Origin of the sequence: Hydrogenophaga sp. PBL-H3 (genome assembly GCF_010104355.1) — a bacterium.
Classification (GTDB): domain Bacteria; phylum Pseudomonadota; class Gammaproteobacteria; order Burkholderiales; family Burkholderiaceae_C; genus Hydrogenophaga.
Window position 1 is genome coordinate 3303911 of the sequence record NZ_CP044972.1, and the last position, 15347, is coordinate 3319257.

16 protein-coding genes are annotated in these 15347 nt (G+C 65.6%); 5 read left to right on the top strand and 11 right to left on the bottom strand.

What is annotated here, in order from left to right:
• Positions 1–83: 83 nt before the first annotated feature.
• Positions 84–1133 carry a UDP-N-acetylmuramate dehydrogenase gene (murB, locus tag F9Z44_RS15330; RefSeq protein ID WP_159607560.1) on the bottom strand — a complete coding sequence of 350 codons (1050 nt, stop codon included), beginning with the start codon at positions 1131–1133 and terminating at the stop codon, positions 84–86.
• A 40-nt stretch (positions 1134–1173) separates the two neighbouring features.
• On the opposite strand from murB, the gene F9Z44_RS15335 reads away from it, so the two are divergent.
• Together F9Z44_RS15335 and F9Z44_RS15340 are read left to right on the top strand one after the other, a co-directional pair.
• A complete protein-coding gene (locus F9Z44_RS15335; protein WP_159607562.1) occupies positions 1174–1659 on the top strand; it encodes a YajQ family cyclic di-GMP-binding protein in 486 nt (161 codons plus the stop codon).
• Between the two features lies 1 nt (position 1660).
• The gene (locus F9Z44_RS15340) at positions 1661–2308 is read left to right on the top strand and encodes a retropepsin-like aspartic protease family protein (protein ID WP_236574155.1); all 648 of its coding nucleotides are present in this window, start codon (positions 1661–1663) and stop codon (positions 2306–2308) included.
• Here F9Z44_RS15340 and F9Z44_RS15345 read toward each other — a convergent pair whose 3' ends face one another.
• From F9Z44_RS15345 to F9Z44_RS15360, 4 genes are all read right to left on the bottom strand, one after another.
• Positions 2309–2671, bottom strand: a complete 363-nt coding sequence (locus tag F9Z44_RS15345; protein WP_159607564.1) for a RidA family protein — start codon at positions 2669–2671, stop codon at positions 2309–2311.
• Entirely contained in the window at positions 2668–3300 is a 633-nt protein-coding gene (gene plsY / locus F9Z44_RS15350; protein ID WP_159607566.1) for a glycerol-3-phosphate 1-O-acyltransferase PlsY, read from the bottom strand. The genes F9Z44_RS15345 and plsY overlap by 4 nt, the downstream gene beginning before the upstream one ends.
• 65 nt (positions 3301–3365) lie before the next feature.
• Entirely contained in the window at positions 3366–3857 is a 492-nt protein-coding gene (locus tag F9Z44_RS15355; RefSeq protein ID WP_159607567.1) for an aminoacyl-tRNA deacylase, read from the bottom strand.
• Positions 3858–3865: 8 nt separating this feature from the next.
• Entirely contained in the window at positions 3866–4918 is a 1053-nt protein-coding gene (locus tag F9Z44_RS15360) for an aldo/keto reductase (protein WP_159607569.1), read from the bottom strand.
• A 179-nt stretch (positions 4919–5097) separates the two neighbouring features.
• Here F9Z44_RS15360 and F9Z44_RS15365 point away from each other — a divergent pair, with 179 nt between their 5' ends.
• Positions 5098–5769, top strand: coding sequence for an OmpA family protein (locus tag F9Z44_RS15365; RefSeq protein WP_159607571.1), 672 nt, complete (start codon positions 5098–5100; stop codon positions 5767–5769).
• Positions 5770–6007: 238 nt separating this feature from the next.
• Here F9Z44_RS15365 and F9Z44_RS15370 read toward each other — a convergent pair whose 3' ends face one another.
• The 5 genes from F9Z44_RS15370 to F9Z44_RS15390 are packed head-to-tail and all read right to left on the bottom strand — an operon-like array spanning position 6008 to position 11448.
• On the bottom strand, positions 6008–7462 hold the full coding sequence (locus F9Z44_RS15370) for a gamma-aminobutyraldehyde dehydrogenase (RefSeq protein WP_159607573.1): 1455 nt from the start codon (positions 7460–7462) through the stop codon (positions 6008–6010).
• Positions 7463–7496: 34 nt separating this feature from the next.
• A complete protein-coding gene (locus F9Z44_RS15375; protein ID WP_159607575.1) occupies positions 7497–8303 on the bottom strand; it encodes an ABC transporter permease in 807 nt (268 codons plus the stop codon).
• Positions 8293–9246: an ABC transporter permease gene (locus F9Z44_RS15380; RefSeq protein ID WP_159607577.1), complete on the bottom strand. Its 954-nt coding sequence runs from the start codon at positions 9244–9246 to the stop codon at positions 8293–8295. The genes F9Z44_RS15375 and F9Z44_RS15380 overlap by 11 nt, the downstream gene beginning before the upstream one ends.
• The gene (locus F9Z44_RS15385; protein WP_159607579.1) at positions 9243–10256 is read right to left on the bottom strand and encodes an ABC transporter ATP-binding protein; all 1014 of its coding nucleotides are present in this window, start codon (positions 10254–10256) and stop codon (positions 9243–9245) included. Before F9Z44_RS15385 ends, F9Z44_RS15380 begins: the two co-directional genes overlap by 4 nt.
• 4 nt (positions 10257–10260) lie before the next feature.
• Positions 10261–11448, bottom strand: coding sequence for an ABC transporter substrate-binding protein (locus F9Z44_RS15390; RefSeq protein WP_159607581.1), 1188 nt, complete (start codon positions 11446–11448; stop codon positions 10261–10263).
• 202 nt (positions 11449–11650) lie between these two features.
• Here F9Z44_RS15390 and F9Z44_RS15395 point away from each other — a divergent pair, with 202 nt between their 5' ends.
• Positions 11651–12571: a LysR family transcriptional regulator gene (locus F9Z44_RS15395; protein WP_159607583.1), complete on the top strand. Its 921-nt coding sequence runs from the start codon at positions 11651–11653 to the stop codon at positions 12569–12571.
• Positions 12572–12630: 59 nt separating this feature from the next.
• Here F9Z44_RS15395 and F9Z44_RS15400 read toward each other — a convergent pair whose 3' ends face one another.
• On the bottom strand, positions 12631–14373 hold the full coding sequence (locus F9Z44_RS15400) for an acyl-CoA synthetase (RefSeq protein WP_159607585.1): 1743 nt from the start codon (positions 14371–14373) through the stop codon (positions 12631–12633).
• 35 nt (positions 14374–14408) lie between these two features.
• On the opposite strand from F9Z44_RS15400, the gene F9Z44_RS15405 reads away from it, so the two are divergent.
• Positions 14409–15326 (top strand): alpha/beta fold hydrolase, encoded by a 918-nt coding sequence (locus tag F9Z44_RS15405; RefSeq protein ID WP_159607587.1) that lies wholly within the window; start codon positions 14409–14411, stop codon positions 15324–15326.
• Positions 15327–15347 lie beyond the last annotated feature (21 nt).

Consider the following 15347-nt stretch of genomic DNA (forward strand, 5'->3'; position numbering starts at 1 on the left):
CGCGCCGCGAGGTTTCACGCTGAAACCTCGCGGGATCGTTGCGCTGCGGCGTTCTGAAATGACAGTCGCGCGCGAACAGTCCATCAAACAACGACTGGCTCGGTCTCCAGCAAGATCCCGAAGCGCTCGTACACACTGGTCTGGATCGCCTTGGCCAAGGTCATCACCTCACCACCGGTGGCACCGCCCCGGTTCACCAACACCAGCGCCTGCCGCTCGTACACCCCCGCACTGCCCACGCCCTTGCCCTTCCAGCCACAGGCGTCGATCAGCCAGCCCGCAGCCAGCTTGATGCTGCCATCCGCCATCGGGTAGTGCACCACCTTGGGTTCGCGCGCGATGATGTCCGCGCACTGCTCGGGGCTCACCGTCGGGTTCTTGAAAAAACTGCCGGCGTTGCCGATCACCGCCGGGTCGGGCAGCTTGGCGCGGCGGATGGAGCAGACCCAGTCAAAGATCTGTTGGGCGCTCGGTGAAGAGATACCGGTCTCGGCCATCTTGCGGTCCAGATCGGCATAGCCCAGCACAGCTTTCCACGGCTTGGGCAGCCAGAAACGCACGTGCGTGATCAGCGCACGGCCCGCCAGACCCAGACCTTTGTCACCGGCCGGAACGTGTTTGAACACCGAGTCGCGGTAACCAAAACCGCACTGCGCGGCATCCAGCGAGAAGCGCTGTCCCGTTTGCAGGTCGATGGCGTCCAGCGCGCTGAATCGGTCCTGCAATTCCACGCCATAGGCTCCAATGTTCTGCACCGGCGAAGCGCCCACCGTGCCTGGAATCAGCGCGAGATTTTCCAGCCCCGGATAGCCCTGCTCCAGCGTCCAGCGCACGAAATCGTGCCAGTCTTCGCCGGCGCCGGCCTCCACCAGCCAGCCCTTGGCGGTTTCTTCCACCAGGCGCCGCCCGGTGATTTCGACCTTGATCACCAGTTGCTTGATGTCACCGGTGATCACCAGGTTGCTGCCGCCGCCCAACACAAAGGGCGGCGTGCCCGACGCCGTGCTCACCTCCTGGTCGGCCAGCAGCGCCAGCACGTCGTCCGTTGAGCGCACGCGCACCAGGCGCTGCGCCCGGGCAACGATGCCAAAAGTGTTATGCGGCTGGAGCGCCACGTTGTTCTCGACTACCATTCTTCGATTCTCTCATTCACCTTTTTGCAAGACCCCCAGCATGCCTTCTTTTGACACCGTTCTTGAAGCCGATTTCGTTGAAGTGAAAAATGCGGTCGATCAGGTCGCGCGCGAGATCGGCACCCGCTTCGATTTCAAGGGCACGAGTGCGGCCATCGAACTCAAGGACAAGGAAATCATCCTGCACGGTGACGCCGATTTTCAGCTCCAGCAGATCGACGACGTGCTGCGCGGCAAGCTCACCAAACGCGGTGTCGACGCGCGTTTTCTCGACGTGGGCAAGGTTGAAAAAGTCGGCGGTGACAAGGTCAAGCAGGTGGTGAAGGTGCGCAACGGCGTCAGTACCGAAGACGGCAAGAAGATCCAGCAGGCCATCAAGGGCAGCAAGCTCAAGGTGCAGGGCGCTATCCAGGGCGATGCGGTGCGTGTGACCGGTGCCAAGCGTGACGACCTGCAAGCGGCCATGGCGCTCATCAAGTCCGAACTCAAGGACCTGCCGCTCTCTTTCAACAACTTCAGAGATTGAGTTGAACACCATCCGCGCCGCCTTCGGTGCGCTCAGTCTCCTGTTGGCGTTGCCAGCGGCGGCGCAGCAGGTGGCCTTGGCGGGTGTGGCCGGCGGCAAGGCGCTGGTCACCATCGACGCTGCAGCGCCGCGCTTCCTGAGCCCCGGCCAGGCGCACCAGGGTGTGAAGCTGTTGAGCGTGCTGGGCGACGCGGCTGTGATCGAGGTGAACGGCCAGCGGCAAACCCTGCGCGTGGGTGAAGCCCCGGTGAGTCAGGGCCAGAGCAAGACCGATGCAGGTGGGAAACGCGTGGTGCTCACCGCCGATTCGCAAGGGCACTTCATGCCACCGGGCCAGATCAACGGTCGTCAGGTCCAGTTCATGGTGGACACGGGCGCCACCCAGGTGATCTTGAGCGAGTCGGACGCCAAACGCATCAACCTGAAGTACGAGCTCGGCCGCAAGGTGAATGTGAGCACCGCCAACGGGGGGGCCGTCGGGTATCAGGTGCGGCTGGAGTCGGTGCGCATTGGTGAAGCACAGGTGTTTGACGTGTCTGCCATCGTGCTGCCCCAGCCCATGCCTTTTGTGCTGTTGGGCAACAGCTTTCTGTCGCGCTTTCAGATGCAGCGCACCAACGACCAGCTCACACTGGACCGCCGCTATTGATCACAGCGCTTTCTGCGCTGCAGTCACCACGATTTCAATGCGCCATGCGGCATTCGCCAGCGCGGCCTGCACCGTGGCACGCGGTGGCGCGGTGCCCGGCACCACCCAGGCGTCCCACACCTCGTTCATCGCACCAATGTCCTGGATGTCGGCCAGGTAGATCTGGGCGCGCAGGATGCGCGACTTGTCACTGCCCGCCTCCATCAAGCGCTGATGCACCTGCTCCAGCACATCCTGCGTCTGGCCCCGAATGTCGGTGTCGCCACGCTCGGGCACCATCCCGGCGAGGAAGACCACGCCATTGAACACAGCGGCTTCGCTGTAGCGAGCTGCGACCCCGATGCGGGTGATGTGCGAGCTCATGCTTTCTTCTTCGCGCCGAGTTTGCTTTCCTTGCCGGCCACCAGGCGGTTGATGTTCTCGGCATGGCGGTAGACCAGCAGCATGCCCATGACCACCAGACTCGCCACCTGCAGCCCCGGAGCGTCCCACGCCACTCGGTGGCCCAGCAGGAAGAAGGCCGGGGCAAACACCGCCGTGACGATGGAGGCCAGCGAGGAGTAGCGAAAGAACGCGGCGATGATCACCCAGGTGGCCAACGCGGCCAGCCCCAGCCAGGGCTGAAAACCGAAGATCACGCCCGCAGCCGTGGCCACGCCCTTGCCGCCCTGGAAGCGAAAGAACACCGGGTACAGGTGGCCCAGGAACGCCGCGAGGCCGACCAGCGCCACCGTGCCATCGCCCAGGCCATAAGCCTCGCCCCACCACTTCACCGCCACCACGGGCAGCCAGCCCTTGAGTGCATCGAGCAGCAGTGTGATCACGGCCGCCGCCTTGTTGCCCGAGCGCAGCACGTTGGTGGCGCCAGGGTTCTTGCTGCCGTAGGTGCGCGGGTCGCTCAGCCCCATGGACCGGCTCACGAGCACGGCAAACGACAGCGAGCCGATCAGGTACGCGGCCACGGTGGCCAGCAGGGGGTAGAGCATGGGCAACGAAGTCTCCTCGGTGGTTCGGGCCGCACTCCAAAGGACAGGAGCAGGCTGGATGAACGGGCTGGCTATTCTGCCAGCGCGCAATCCACGGGCTTCGCGGCCAGGGGGCCACTGAGCACGGCCGGATCGATGCCAACCAGGTAACCACGGCGCCCGCCGTTGATCCAGATGCGAGGCAGCGTCAAGACCGTGGCCTCCACATAGATGGACATGGCGCGCTTCAGGCCGAACGGCGACGTGCCGCCCACGAAATACCCGCTGTGGCGGTTGGCCACCTCGGGCTTGCAGGGCTCGATCGACTTGGCGCCGATCTGACGCGCCAGATTCTTGGTCGACACCGTGCGGTTGCCGTGCATGAGCACCGCCAGCGGTTTGGCGGCCTCGTCCTGCATGATCAAGGTCTTGACCACGGAAAACGGGTCCAGCCCCAGCACCTGCGCACTGTGTTGCGCACCGCCGTGCTCCAGGTACTCGTAGCTGTGCTCGGTGAACACCACGCCGTGCCTCTTGAGCCAGGCGGTGGCGGGCGTTTCACTGACGTGCGACTTCTTGGCCAAGCGCTACCTCATTGGGCGGGGTCGCGCGACTCCCAGCGGATCTTGTCGATGGCAGCGAGCAGTTCTGGAGACAGCTTCGTGCCCCAGGCGTCCAGGCATTCGTCGAGCTGGGTCAGTGAGGTCACGCCGATGATGGTGCTGGCCACGCGCCAGTTGGTATAGCAGAACGCCAGCGCGAGCTGCGAAGGGGTGAGACCGTGATCGCGCGCCAATGCGTTGTAGCGGCGCGCGGCGTCCAGCGCTTCGGGCCGGCCCCAGCGCTGCTTGCGCATCGACTCGTACAAGGCCATGCGCCCGGCGTCGCCCACCAGGCCGGTCTCGTCGTACTTGCCGCTGAGCAAACCGAAACCCAGCGGTGAATAGGCCAGCAGCGACACACCCAGGCGGTGGCAGGTTTCGTCCAGCCCGTTTTCGTAGCTGCGGTTGATCAGGCAGTATGGGTTCTGCACCGTGGCCACGCGCGGCAGGCCGTGCTGCTCGGCCAGGCGCACGAACTCGTGCACGCCGTACGGCGATTCGTTGGACAGGCCGATGGCCTTGACCTTGCCCGCCTTCACCAGTTCGGCCATGGCCTCAAGCTGCTCCAGCACCGAGGCGCAGGGCTTGTCCTTGGACGGGTCGAAGGTCAGAAGGCCAAACGCCGGCACGTTGCGCGCGGGCCAGTGGATCTGGTAGAGGTCGATCACGTCGGTTTGAAGACGGCGCAAACTGTCTTCACAGGCCTTGATGATCTCGGCCTTGCTCACGCCCGAGTTCTCGCCCCGTATCCAGGGCATGCCGCGCGAAGGACCCGCCACCTTGGTGGCCAGCACCACCTTGGCGCGCAAACCAGCATCCTTGGCGAACCAGTTGCCGAGGATCGTTTCAGTGGCGCCGCAGGTCTCGGCGCGCGCCGGCACCGAATACATTTCGGCAGCGTCCAGGAAGTTGATGCCGCGCTCGATCGATCGATCAAGGATGTTGTGCGCGGTGACTTCATTGACCTGTTCACCAAACGTCATGGTGCCCAGGCAGATGGGTGGGACTTGCAGCGCACTGGCGCCCAATGGAACGTTTTTCATGCAATTTTTTGTAAAGTCAGGTGTTAAGTGATGCCAAAGCGATAAGCCGGGGTATAAGTTTAGAAGGCATCTTGCCGCTGCGCAGTCGCCATCAACACACCCCCGCGTGTCGTGGTGATGATTGCCCGGCGGCTGATCCGTCGAAACCATCCATCAACAACGCCAGTGGAGCATTGAACATGAAAACCATCACCCATTTCACGCGCGGACTGACCATCACCGCACTCGCTGCCGCCATGGCGCTCGGCGGCTGCGCCAACATGAGCGAAACCCAGACCGATTCGGCCAAGGGCGCCGGCATCGGTGCTCTGGCTGGTGTGCTGTTGGGTGCGGCCACCGGTGGCTCCAAGGGTGCGGCCAAAGGCGCGGTCATCGGCGCGGGCGCGGGCGCCTTGGGTGGCTACATCTGGTCGACCAAGATGCAGGAACAGAAGCGCGCCATGGAAGCCGCCACCGCTGGCACCGGCATCGGTGTGAGCCAGACGGCCGACAACCGCCTCAAGCTCGATGTGCCCGCCGACGCAGGTTTCGCCACCGGCAGCTCGACGGTCAGCCCCACGCTGCAGCGCGTGCTTGGCCAGTTCGCCGGCACCCTCAACGCCAACCCTGTGACGGCTGTGGCCATCGTCGGCCACACCGACAGCACCGGCAGCGATGCGGTCAACAACCCGCTGTCATTCGACCGCGCCAACGCCACGCGCGACTACCTGGTGGCCCGTGGTGTGGCGTCCAACCGCTTCGCCACCGACGGCCGTGGCTCACGCGAGCCGATCGCCGACAACGGCACCGCCGCTGGCCGCGCACAAAACCGCCGCGTCGAGATCTACGTGGCCGAGCCAGCTGCGAAGTGAGGCCCCCACGCTCCGCCGCTGCGCGGGTCGCTGCCCCCCGAGGGGGCTGATCCGCCTTGGGGCGGCCCGGCGGCGGATCGCATCCCTTCTGACCCCATTGAAGCCCGGCAATCGCCGGGCTTTTTCTTGCGCGCGCGGTGGCTGCCAGTCGTCCAGAGACACCGAGGATCCGGCTCCGCCGGTCCCAGGTGTCGCCCCCCTCTTGAGGGGGGTCGCGCGCAGCGCGGCGGGGGGTACTTCAAAGCCTGACCATGATGTGCCGCGCCACGGTGTAGTCCTCCAGCGCGTACATCGACATGTCCTTGCCGTAGCCGCTGGCCTTCATGCCGCCGTGCGGCATTTCGTTGGCCAGCATGAAGTGGGTGTTGATCCAGGTGCAGCCGTACTGCAGCTTGCGCGCCGTGCGCAGCGCGCGCGAAACATCCTGCGTCCAGACCGACGAGGCCAGGCCGTACTCGGAGTCGTTGGCCCATGTCACGGCCTCGTCGGGGTCGGTGAAGCGCGTGATGGACACCACCGGGCCGAACACCTCGCGGCGCACGATCTCGTCGTCCTGGCGCGCACCGGCGATCACCGTGGGCTCGTAGAAGAAGCCGCTACCCGCACGCATCTTGCCGCCCGCCGTCACCTCCATGTGGCCCACCATCTGCGCCCGCTCCACGAAGCTGGCCACGCGGTCGCGTTGCCGGTCGGTGATGAGTGGTCCGAGTTCCACGCCGGGCTCGTCCTGCGTGCCCATCTGGATCGACTTGACCGCGCTGCTCAGGTCGGCGACCAGGCGGTCGTACACCTTGGCGCCTGCGTAGAGGCGGCACGCGGCCGTGCAGTCCTGGCCCGCGTTGTAGTAGCCGAAGGTGCGGATGCCCTCCACCACGGCCTCGATGTCGGCGTCGTCGAACACCAGCACCGGCGCCTTGCCGCCGAGCTCCAGATGCGTGCGTTTCAAGGTGCCGGTGGCGGCCTGCAGGATCTTGCGGCCGGTGGACACGTCGCCGGTGAGCGAGACCATGCGCACCAGCGGGTGCTCCACCAGCGGCTGGCCCACGCTGGGGCCCCGGCCGCAGATCACGTTGAACACACCCTTGGGCAGGATCTCGGCGACCACGCGCGCGAGCATCAGCGTGGTCAGCGGGGTCTGCTCGCTGGGTTTGAGCACCACCGTGTTGCCGGCCGCGAGCGCTGGCGCACATTTCCATGCGGCCATCATCAACGGGTAGTTCCACGGTGCGATCGAACCGACCACGCCGACAGGGTCGCGTCGGATCATGCTGGTGTGACCCGGCAGGTACTCACCTGCCACCGAGCCCGTCATGCAGCGCGCCGCGCCGGCAAAGAAGCGGAAGCAGTCGACGATGGCCGGAATTTCATCTTCCAGCGCGCGCAGGTAGGGCTTGCCGCAGTTGAGCGACTCCAGGCGCGCGAACTGCTCGGCGCGCTGCTCGATCGCGTCGGCCACTTTCAGCAACAGGCGCGAGCGCTCCATCGGCGTGGTCTCGCTCCAGCTGTCGAAGGCGCGGCTCGCGCCCAGCACCGCCTTGTGGATCTGTTCAAACGAGGCCTCGGGCACCTGCGCGATCACCTCGCCGGTGGCCGGGTTGAGCACGCGCTCGGCCTCGCCCTCGCCGGCCACGAACTGGCCGTCGATGAACAGCTCGGTCGACATCGGGATCTGGAAGTCGGGGGTCTTGCCCATGGTGTTCTCCGTTGGGGTTGAAGGGAGAGCGGGCTCAGCGCCCGCCAGGTTGTTCGTCGGCGCGCGTGAGGTAGTACGCCGCCAGGATGGGGATGAAGGTGAGCGCGATGATCACCACGGCCACCACGTTGGTCACCGGGCGCTGGCGCGGTCGGATCAGTTCCTGCAGCATCCAGATCGGCAGCGTGGTCTGCTGACCCGCGGTGAAGGTGGTGACGATCACCTCGTCAAAGCTCAGGGCAAACGCGAGCAGGCCGCCGGCCAGCAGGGCCGAGCCGAGCTGCGGCAGGATCACGTAGCGGATGGTCTGGAAACTGTCGGCGCCAAGGTCCATCGAGGCCTCGATCAGCGACGGGCTGGTGCGCCGCAACCGCGCCACCGCGTTGTTGTAGACCACCACCACGCAGAAGGTGGCGTGGCCGACCACGATGGTCCAGAAGCTGAACGGGATCTCGGCCGTGTGGTACGCGGTGCGCAACGCAATGCCGGTGACGATACCGGGCAGCGCGATCGGCAGGATCAGCAGCAGCGAGATCGCGTCGCGGCCGAAGAAGCGCGTGCGCGCCAGGCCGGCTGCGGCCAGCGTGCCCAGCACCATGGCCAGCGCGGTGGAGACCAGCGCCACGCGGAACGACAGGCCGATCGCGGCCCACACGTCCTCGCGCGCCCAGGCCGCGGCAAACCATTGCGTGGTGAGCGCGGGCGGCGGAAACACGTAGCTTTTGTCTTCGGCGCTGAAGGCGTAGAGGATGATGAGCGCGAGCGGAATGTGCAGGAACAGCACGCCCACCCAGGTGGCGGCCTTCAGGCCCCAGCCAGCGCGCGAAGGGTCAGAGCGCATCGAAAGCCCCCAGCCGTTTGGCGATCCAGAGGTAGACGCCGATCACCACGATGGGCACGAGCGAGAACGCGGCGGCAAACGGCACGTTGCCCGCCACGCCCTGCTGCCGGTACACCACCTGGCCGATGAACAGCGTGGAGTCGCCGATCACCTGCGGAATGATGTAGTCGCCCAGCGTGAGCGAGAAGGTGAAGATGGAACCGGCCGCGATGCCCGGCATGGCGAGCGGAAAGATCACCTGCCAGAAGGTGGTGCCACTTCGAGCACCGAGGTCGCTGGAGGCTTCGAGCAGCGAACCCGGAATGCGCTCGATCGCAGCCTGGATCGGCAGGATCATGAAGGGCAGCCACATGTAGACGAAGACGATGAAGGTGCCCAGGCGCGAGAACGACAGCGAGTTGCCGCCGATGCCGGGCGTGGACAGCAGCGCGTCGAGCAGCCAGGTCATGTGCACCTCGGCCAGCACCCAGGAAATGGCGCCTTCCTTGGCCAGCAGCAGTTTCCATGCGTACAGCCGCACCAGATAGCTTGACCACAGCGGCAGCATGACGGCGATGTAGAGCAGCGCCTTCTGCGGACCGCGTGCGTAGCGCGCCATGTAGTAGGCGATGGGGAAGGCGATGAGGCCACAGGCCAGCGTGACGCTGACTGCCATGAGCACCGTGCGCAGCACCACGTCCACGTTGGCCGGCTCGGTCATGGCGCGGAAGTTGTCCAGCGAAAGCCGCGAGCGGTCGACCACACCGGAGAACTCGTCGAGCGTGAAAAAGCTGTTGGCCAGCAGCGCGAACAACGAGCCGAGGTAGACCACGCCGAACCACAGCAGCGGTGGCCCGAGCAGTGCGGCCAGCAGCAGACCGCGACGCGTGTAAAGCAAGTCCGAGAGCCAGCGCAGCGCACTGCTGCGAGGCACCACGGCGGCGGCAGGCAAGGCCAGGTTCATGGCCCCACACCTTGCAGCGGGTGCACCGCGTCGGCCTGCCAGTGCAGGTGCACGGTGTCACCCGGCGTGGGCAGCTCGGGGTGCTGCTCGGGGTTGAGATCCACCGCCACCGCCTCGCCGGCCCAGTCCACCCGCACGCGAGAGAACGAGCCGAAGTACTGCGCGTCGATCACGGCGCCACTCAGGCGCGCCTGCGGTGCCGCGCCGATGCGGATGCGCTCGGGCCGCAGCATCACGCTTTCAACGCCCGCGAGCTCGCGCGCCCGCGCGCCATCAAACACATTGGCCGCCCCCACGAACTCGGCCACGAAACGCGTGGCGGGCTGGTTGTAGATGGCCTGCGGCGCGCCCACCTGCTCCAGGCGACCGTTGTTGAACACGCCGATGCGGTCGCTCATGGACAGCGCCTCGTGCTGGTCGTGCGTGATGAAGAGAAAGGTGATGCCCAGCTGCCGCTGCAGCGCCTTCAGCTCGGTCTGCATCTGCTCGCGCAGCTTGAGGTCGAGTGCGCCCAAGGGCTCGTCAAGCAGCAGCACCTGTGGCTGGTTGATGAGCGCGCGTGCGAGCGCCACGCGCTGGCGCTGCCCGCCCGAGAGCTGGCCGGGGCGGCGCGCGCCCACGCCCGAGAGGCGCACCAGGTCCAGCATCTGATCGGCGCGTGCGTGGCGCGCAGCGCGCTCCACGCCCTGCACCATGAGGCCATAGGCCACGTTGTCGCGGATGCTCATGTGCGGGAACAGCGCGTAGTCCTGAAACACGGTGTTGACCGGCCGCGCGTACGGCGGCAGGTGCGACACGTCCTGCCCACCGATCAGGATGCGCCCCGACGTGGGCAACGTGAAGCCGCCGATCATGCGCAGGCAGGTCGTCTTGCCCGAGCCCGAAGGCCCGAGCAAGGTGAAGAACTCCCCTCCTTCGATGGTGAGGTCCACGTGATCGACAGCGCGCACGGTCTGTGCGCCGCTGCCGAACACGCAGGACACGGCTTCAAGCGTGACAGCAACCGTCATGTGATCAGCGGCCCCCAAGGACGGCGATGTAATCGGAGACCCACTTGTGATATGGCACACAGGCATTGTTTTGTGTGGCGCACTTGCTCGTCGGCGTCTTCCAGAACGAGATGCGATCGAAGCTGTTGTAGCCCTGGTTGGCACAGCCCTGGTCGGTCAGCAGCTTGTTGCCCTTGCAGGCCGTGGGTACCGACGGCACCGAGCCGAACCAGGCCGCCAGGTCGCCTTGCAGCTTGGTGTTGAGCGAGTGCTCCATCCACATGTAGGCGCAGTTCGGGTTCTTGGCGTCCACATGCATCATGGTCGTGTCGGCCCAGCCGGTCGCACCTTCGGCCGGGACCACGGTGGCCACCGGGCGGTTCTTGCTCTTGAGGATGTTGGCCATGAACTGCCAGCTGCTCGACGCCACCACACCTTCGTTGGTGAAGTCGTCGATCTGCACGAAGGCATCGTGCCAGTACTTGCCCACCAGCTTGCGCTGGCCTCGCAGCAGATCCAGTGCCGCCTTGTACTGCGCCTCGTTGAGCTCGTAGGGGTCCTTGATGCCCAGCGCCGGGTTCTTCTTCATCAGGTAGAGCGCGGCGTCGGCGATGTAGATCGGACCGTCGAAGGCCTGCACACGGCCCTTGTTGCTCTTGCCGTCAGGCAGCGTGGTCTCTTCGAACACCACGCTCCAGCTGGTCGGCGGCTTGTCCTTGAACACCGTGGTGTTGTACATGAGCACGTTCCAGCCCCACTGGTAGGGCGTGCCGTAGTGCGTGTTGTTCACGTAGTGCCAGGGCGCCTTCTGCAAGCGCGGGTCCACCGTCTTGTAGCTGGGGATGAGGTCCACGTTGATGGGCTGCACGCGCTTGCCGGCGATCAGGCGCATGCTGGCATCGCCCGAAGCGGTCACCAGGTCGAAGCCGCCTTCGTTCATGAGCGCAACCATCTCGTCGGAAGTGCCGGCGGTCTTCACGTTGACCTTGCAGCTGGTCTTCTTCTCGAAGTCGGTCACCCAGTCAAAGGCCTTGTCGGTCTGGCCGCGTTCGATGTAGCCGGGCCAGGCCACGATGTCCACCTGGCCTTCACCCTTGCCCAGTTTTTTCAGGGCCGACTGTGCCTGCGCGGCGGGTGCCAGGGTGGCCAGGGTGAAGGCCGTCGTCACGAGACCCGCGACGGTGCGGGCAAGGGGGCGTTGTGCGATTTTCATGGTCGATCACCTTCGGTTTGAAAACGGTTTGTGAAACGCAGCCCACCGCGCGGCAGGCCAACCGAAGCGCATCGTATGAAGCCCCAACCCGCTTTCAAAATTCAATATTGCTGCGGTAAGCTATCTCGAAAATAGAGATCAAGGGTTTACCCATATCTTTTTTGCACTGCAACAGGGCGTCACCTTGTCACGGTGCACCACCATGAACCGCCACATCACGCTCAAGCAGTTCCGCTACTTCCTCGCGGTGGCCGAATCGGACTCGGTGGCCGCGGCCTCGCGCATGCTCAGCATCGCGCAGTCGGCCATCACCAAGAGCGTGCTGGAACTCGAAGACGAGCTGGGCCTGGTGCTGTTCGAGCGCAGCCCCAAGGGCATGCGCCTCACGCCCGAGGGCCACCGCTTCCAGGTGAAGGCACGGCGCGTGATCGGCGCTGTGGCCGACGCCACGCGTGGCGTGTACCCGAGCGCCACGCCACTGGCCGGAGCCATCACCATCGGCGTGACCAGCCTGGTGGCGGGTTACTACCTCTCCGAGGTGTTCGCGCGCTTTCGCCGCACCTGCCCGGGCGTGGACCTGCAGGTGGTGGAAGACGCGCCACCCTTCCTCGAACACCTGTTGATCAACGGCGAACTGGACATCGCGATCATGGTGAGCAACGCGTTGGGCGAGCCGCAGGCGCTGGTGGCGGAGACGCTCACGCGTTCGCCCAACCGCGTGTGGATGGCGGCCGACCATCCGCTGGCTTCACAGGCCGAGGTGAGTCTGGCCGAGTGCGTGCAGCACGATCTGGTGGTGCTGCAGGCCGACCGCATTGAGGTTTTGATGCGCAGCGTGTGGGCGCGCCACCAGCTGAAACCACGCACGGTGTTGCGCACCTCGTCGCTGGAGGCGGTGCGTTCGCTGGTGGGGGTGGGTGCGGGGCTGGCGGTGCTGCCCGACTTTCTGTACCGGCCATGGACGCTGGACGCGGAGCACGTGGAGGTGCGGACCTTGCGCGACGCTGTGCCCACGGTTGAAGTGGGGCTGGTGTGGCGACGTGGTTCGCAGCCGCGCGCGGAGGTGCTTGAGTTCATCGAGGTGGCGCGGGACCAGTCGCGGTCTCGGCGTCTTTTGGCCTGATTTGGGTTTTCTCCGGCTGGTCCGGTCATCGACGGCCTTGGCACTCTGCTCCGCGAGGTTCAGGCACGCAACGCAGCCCGCGATTCCTCTTGCAAGCGCAACACCCGCCGCTGCACCTTGCCCGTGGTGGTCATGGGCAGCGCGTCAATGAACTCGATCTCTTTCGGGTATTCGTAAGGCGCGAGCTTGCCCTTCACATGCGCCTGCAGCTGCTTCACCAGCTCGTCACCCGCCGCGTGACCCGGCGCCAGCACCACATAGGCCTTCACCACCGCACCACGCTCGGCATCGGGCTTGGGCACCACCGCCGCGTTGGCCACCGCCGGGTGCTTCACCAGACAGTTTTCGATCTCGCTCGGGCCAATGCGATAGCCCGCCGCCTTGAACACGTCATCGGCACGACCCTGGTACCAGAGATAGCCCTCGGCGTCGCGCGTGGCCATGTCGCCCGTGCGGCACCAGCTGTTCGTCATGTCGCCGGTGAACTTGGCCCGGGTCGATGCTTCGTTCTTCCAGTAGCCCAGAAAAAAGATCGGGTCCGGATCGCCATGCACGTCGAGCCGGTGCACCGCCACGTCGCCCGGCACGCCCACCGCGCACTCACGGCCCTCCTCGTCGATCACCGCCACGCGGTGGCCCGGGTAGCCCTTGCCCATGCTCCCCGGCTTGGCGGGCCACAGGCGCGCGCAGTTGCCCACGATGTAGTTGATCTCGGTCTGGCCAAACATCTCGTTCACCGTCACGCCCAGCTGGTTCTGGCAGTAAGCGAACACCGCGTCCCCCACCGCCTCGCCCGCGCTCATGAGACCTTCCAGCTTGAATTTGTAGTGCTGCTTTGGCGTGGGCACCGCTTTCATCATGGCCTTGAGCGCGGTGGGAAACAGGAAGCTGTGCGTCACACCATGGCGCTCGATCAGCTCGAACGCGGTTTGCGGGCCGAAGCGCCCGTTGAAAGCAACGATGGGCCGACCGAAGTACAGCGTGGGCAGCAGCGCGTCCATCAAACCGCCCGTCCAGGCCCAGTCGGCGGGCGACCAGAACACGGCTGTTGAAGGCGCCGAGGCGTCGAACGGATCGAAACCGAACCAGTTCTGGCTGCACACAAAACCGGTGAGGTTGCCGATGAGCGCGCGGTGCGGGATCAGCGCGCCCTTGGGGTTGCCGGTGGTGCCGCTGGTGTAGATCAGCACGGCGGCCTCGTCGGCCAGGGTATCCACCGGTTTGAACCCGGCCGGCTCCTGCGCCAGCAGCTCGGTCCAGTCGAGGTCGGCGCGCATGCCCTCGGGCGTGCCGTCACCGTCCACCCCGATCACGCAGCGCAGCAGCGGGCAGTCGTCGCGCACACCCAGCAGCGCGGGCAACGAAGGCTGGTCGCAGATGGCCACCACGGCTTCGCTGTCCTGCAACCGGAACTCCAGCGCCTCGGGACCAAACAACTGCGACAGCGGCATGCCCACCGCCCCCATTTGCAGCACCGCCATGTAAGCCACAGCGGTCTCGAAGCGTTGCGGCAGCACGATCGCCACACGGTCACCGCGCTGAACGCCCAACGCAACCAGCGCGCTGGACAGGCGGTTCGCCTGGTCGAGCAATTCGGCGTAGCTGTGGCGCCGGTCTTTCTGTTGGGGTCCGCAGGCAATAACGGCCGTGGCGCTGGCATGCCGGGGGTCCTGCGCCCAGCGCCGCAGGCACATCTGCGCCATGTTGAAGTGTTCGGGCACCTGCCAGCCAAAGCGGCGGTGCAGTTCTTCGTACAGATTGATGGGTGCGGCTGTCTTGTCTCTGGCTTGACTCGGGCGCATGGTGTGTCTCGCTCTCGTTCTCTATGATCCGATGAATGTACCAAGCACTGAGAGCCTCACGCAGTGAATTCGTCCCGGTCCGCAACCTGAACTACCACGTGCGCATGTGGGGTCATCGCAGCGACACCGTGACACCGCTGGTGCTGGTGCATGGCTGGATGGATGTGGCCGCGTCGTGGCAGTTCGTGGTGGACGCGCTGCAGACCGAGCGATGGATCATCGCGCCCGACTGGCGCGGCTTCGGCCACACGCGGCTCGAAGGCCCGGCGGTCGACAGCTACTGGTTCCCCGATTACATGGCCGACCTCGACGCCTTGCTGGATCATTACGTCGGCGAGCGTCAGGTCGATCTGGTGGGCCACAGCATGGGCGGCAACATCGCCATGATGTATGCGGGCGTCCGGCCCCATCGCATCGAACACCTTGTCAATCTTGAAGGCTTCGGCATGCCCGAAACACGACCGGCGCAGGCGCCCGGCCGCTACGCGCAATGGATGGACGAGATCAAGACCGTGCAACGCGGCGGCAAGGCGCTCAAGAGCTACCCCGACGCCCAGGGCGTGGCGCAACGCCTCATGAAAACCAACCCGCGCCTGGCGCAAGACAAAGCCGACTGGCTCGCCCGGCAGTGGGCCAGCCCCAATGCGCAGGGCGAGTGGGAAATTCTGGGCGATGCGGCCCACAAAGTGACCAGTGCCCACCTCTACCGCCTGGACGAGGCACTGGAGATCTACCGCCGCATCAGTGCCCCGGTGTTGTCGGTCACCGCGAGCGACGACAGCCTGGGGCAGTGGTGGAAGGGCCGCTTCACGCTGGCCCAGTACCTTGAGCGCATCCGCGCCGTGCCGCACCTGCAAAGCGCCGTGGTGCATGAAGCGGGGCACATGATGCACCACGACCAACCCAACGAACTCGCGCGCCTGATTGAAGCGTTCCTGAGCACCGCGCCCTGAGCGGTGCCGCGTGCGGGTGCG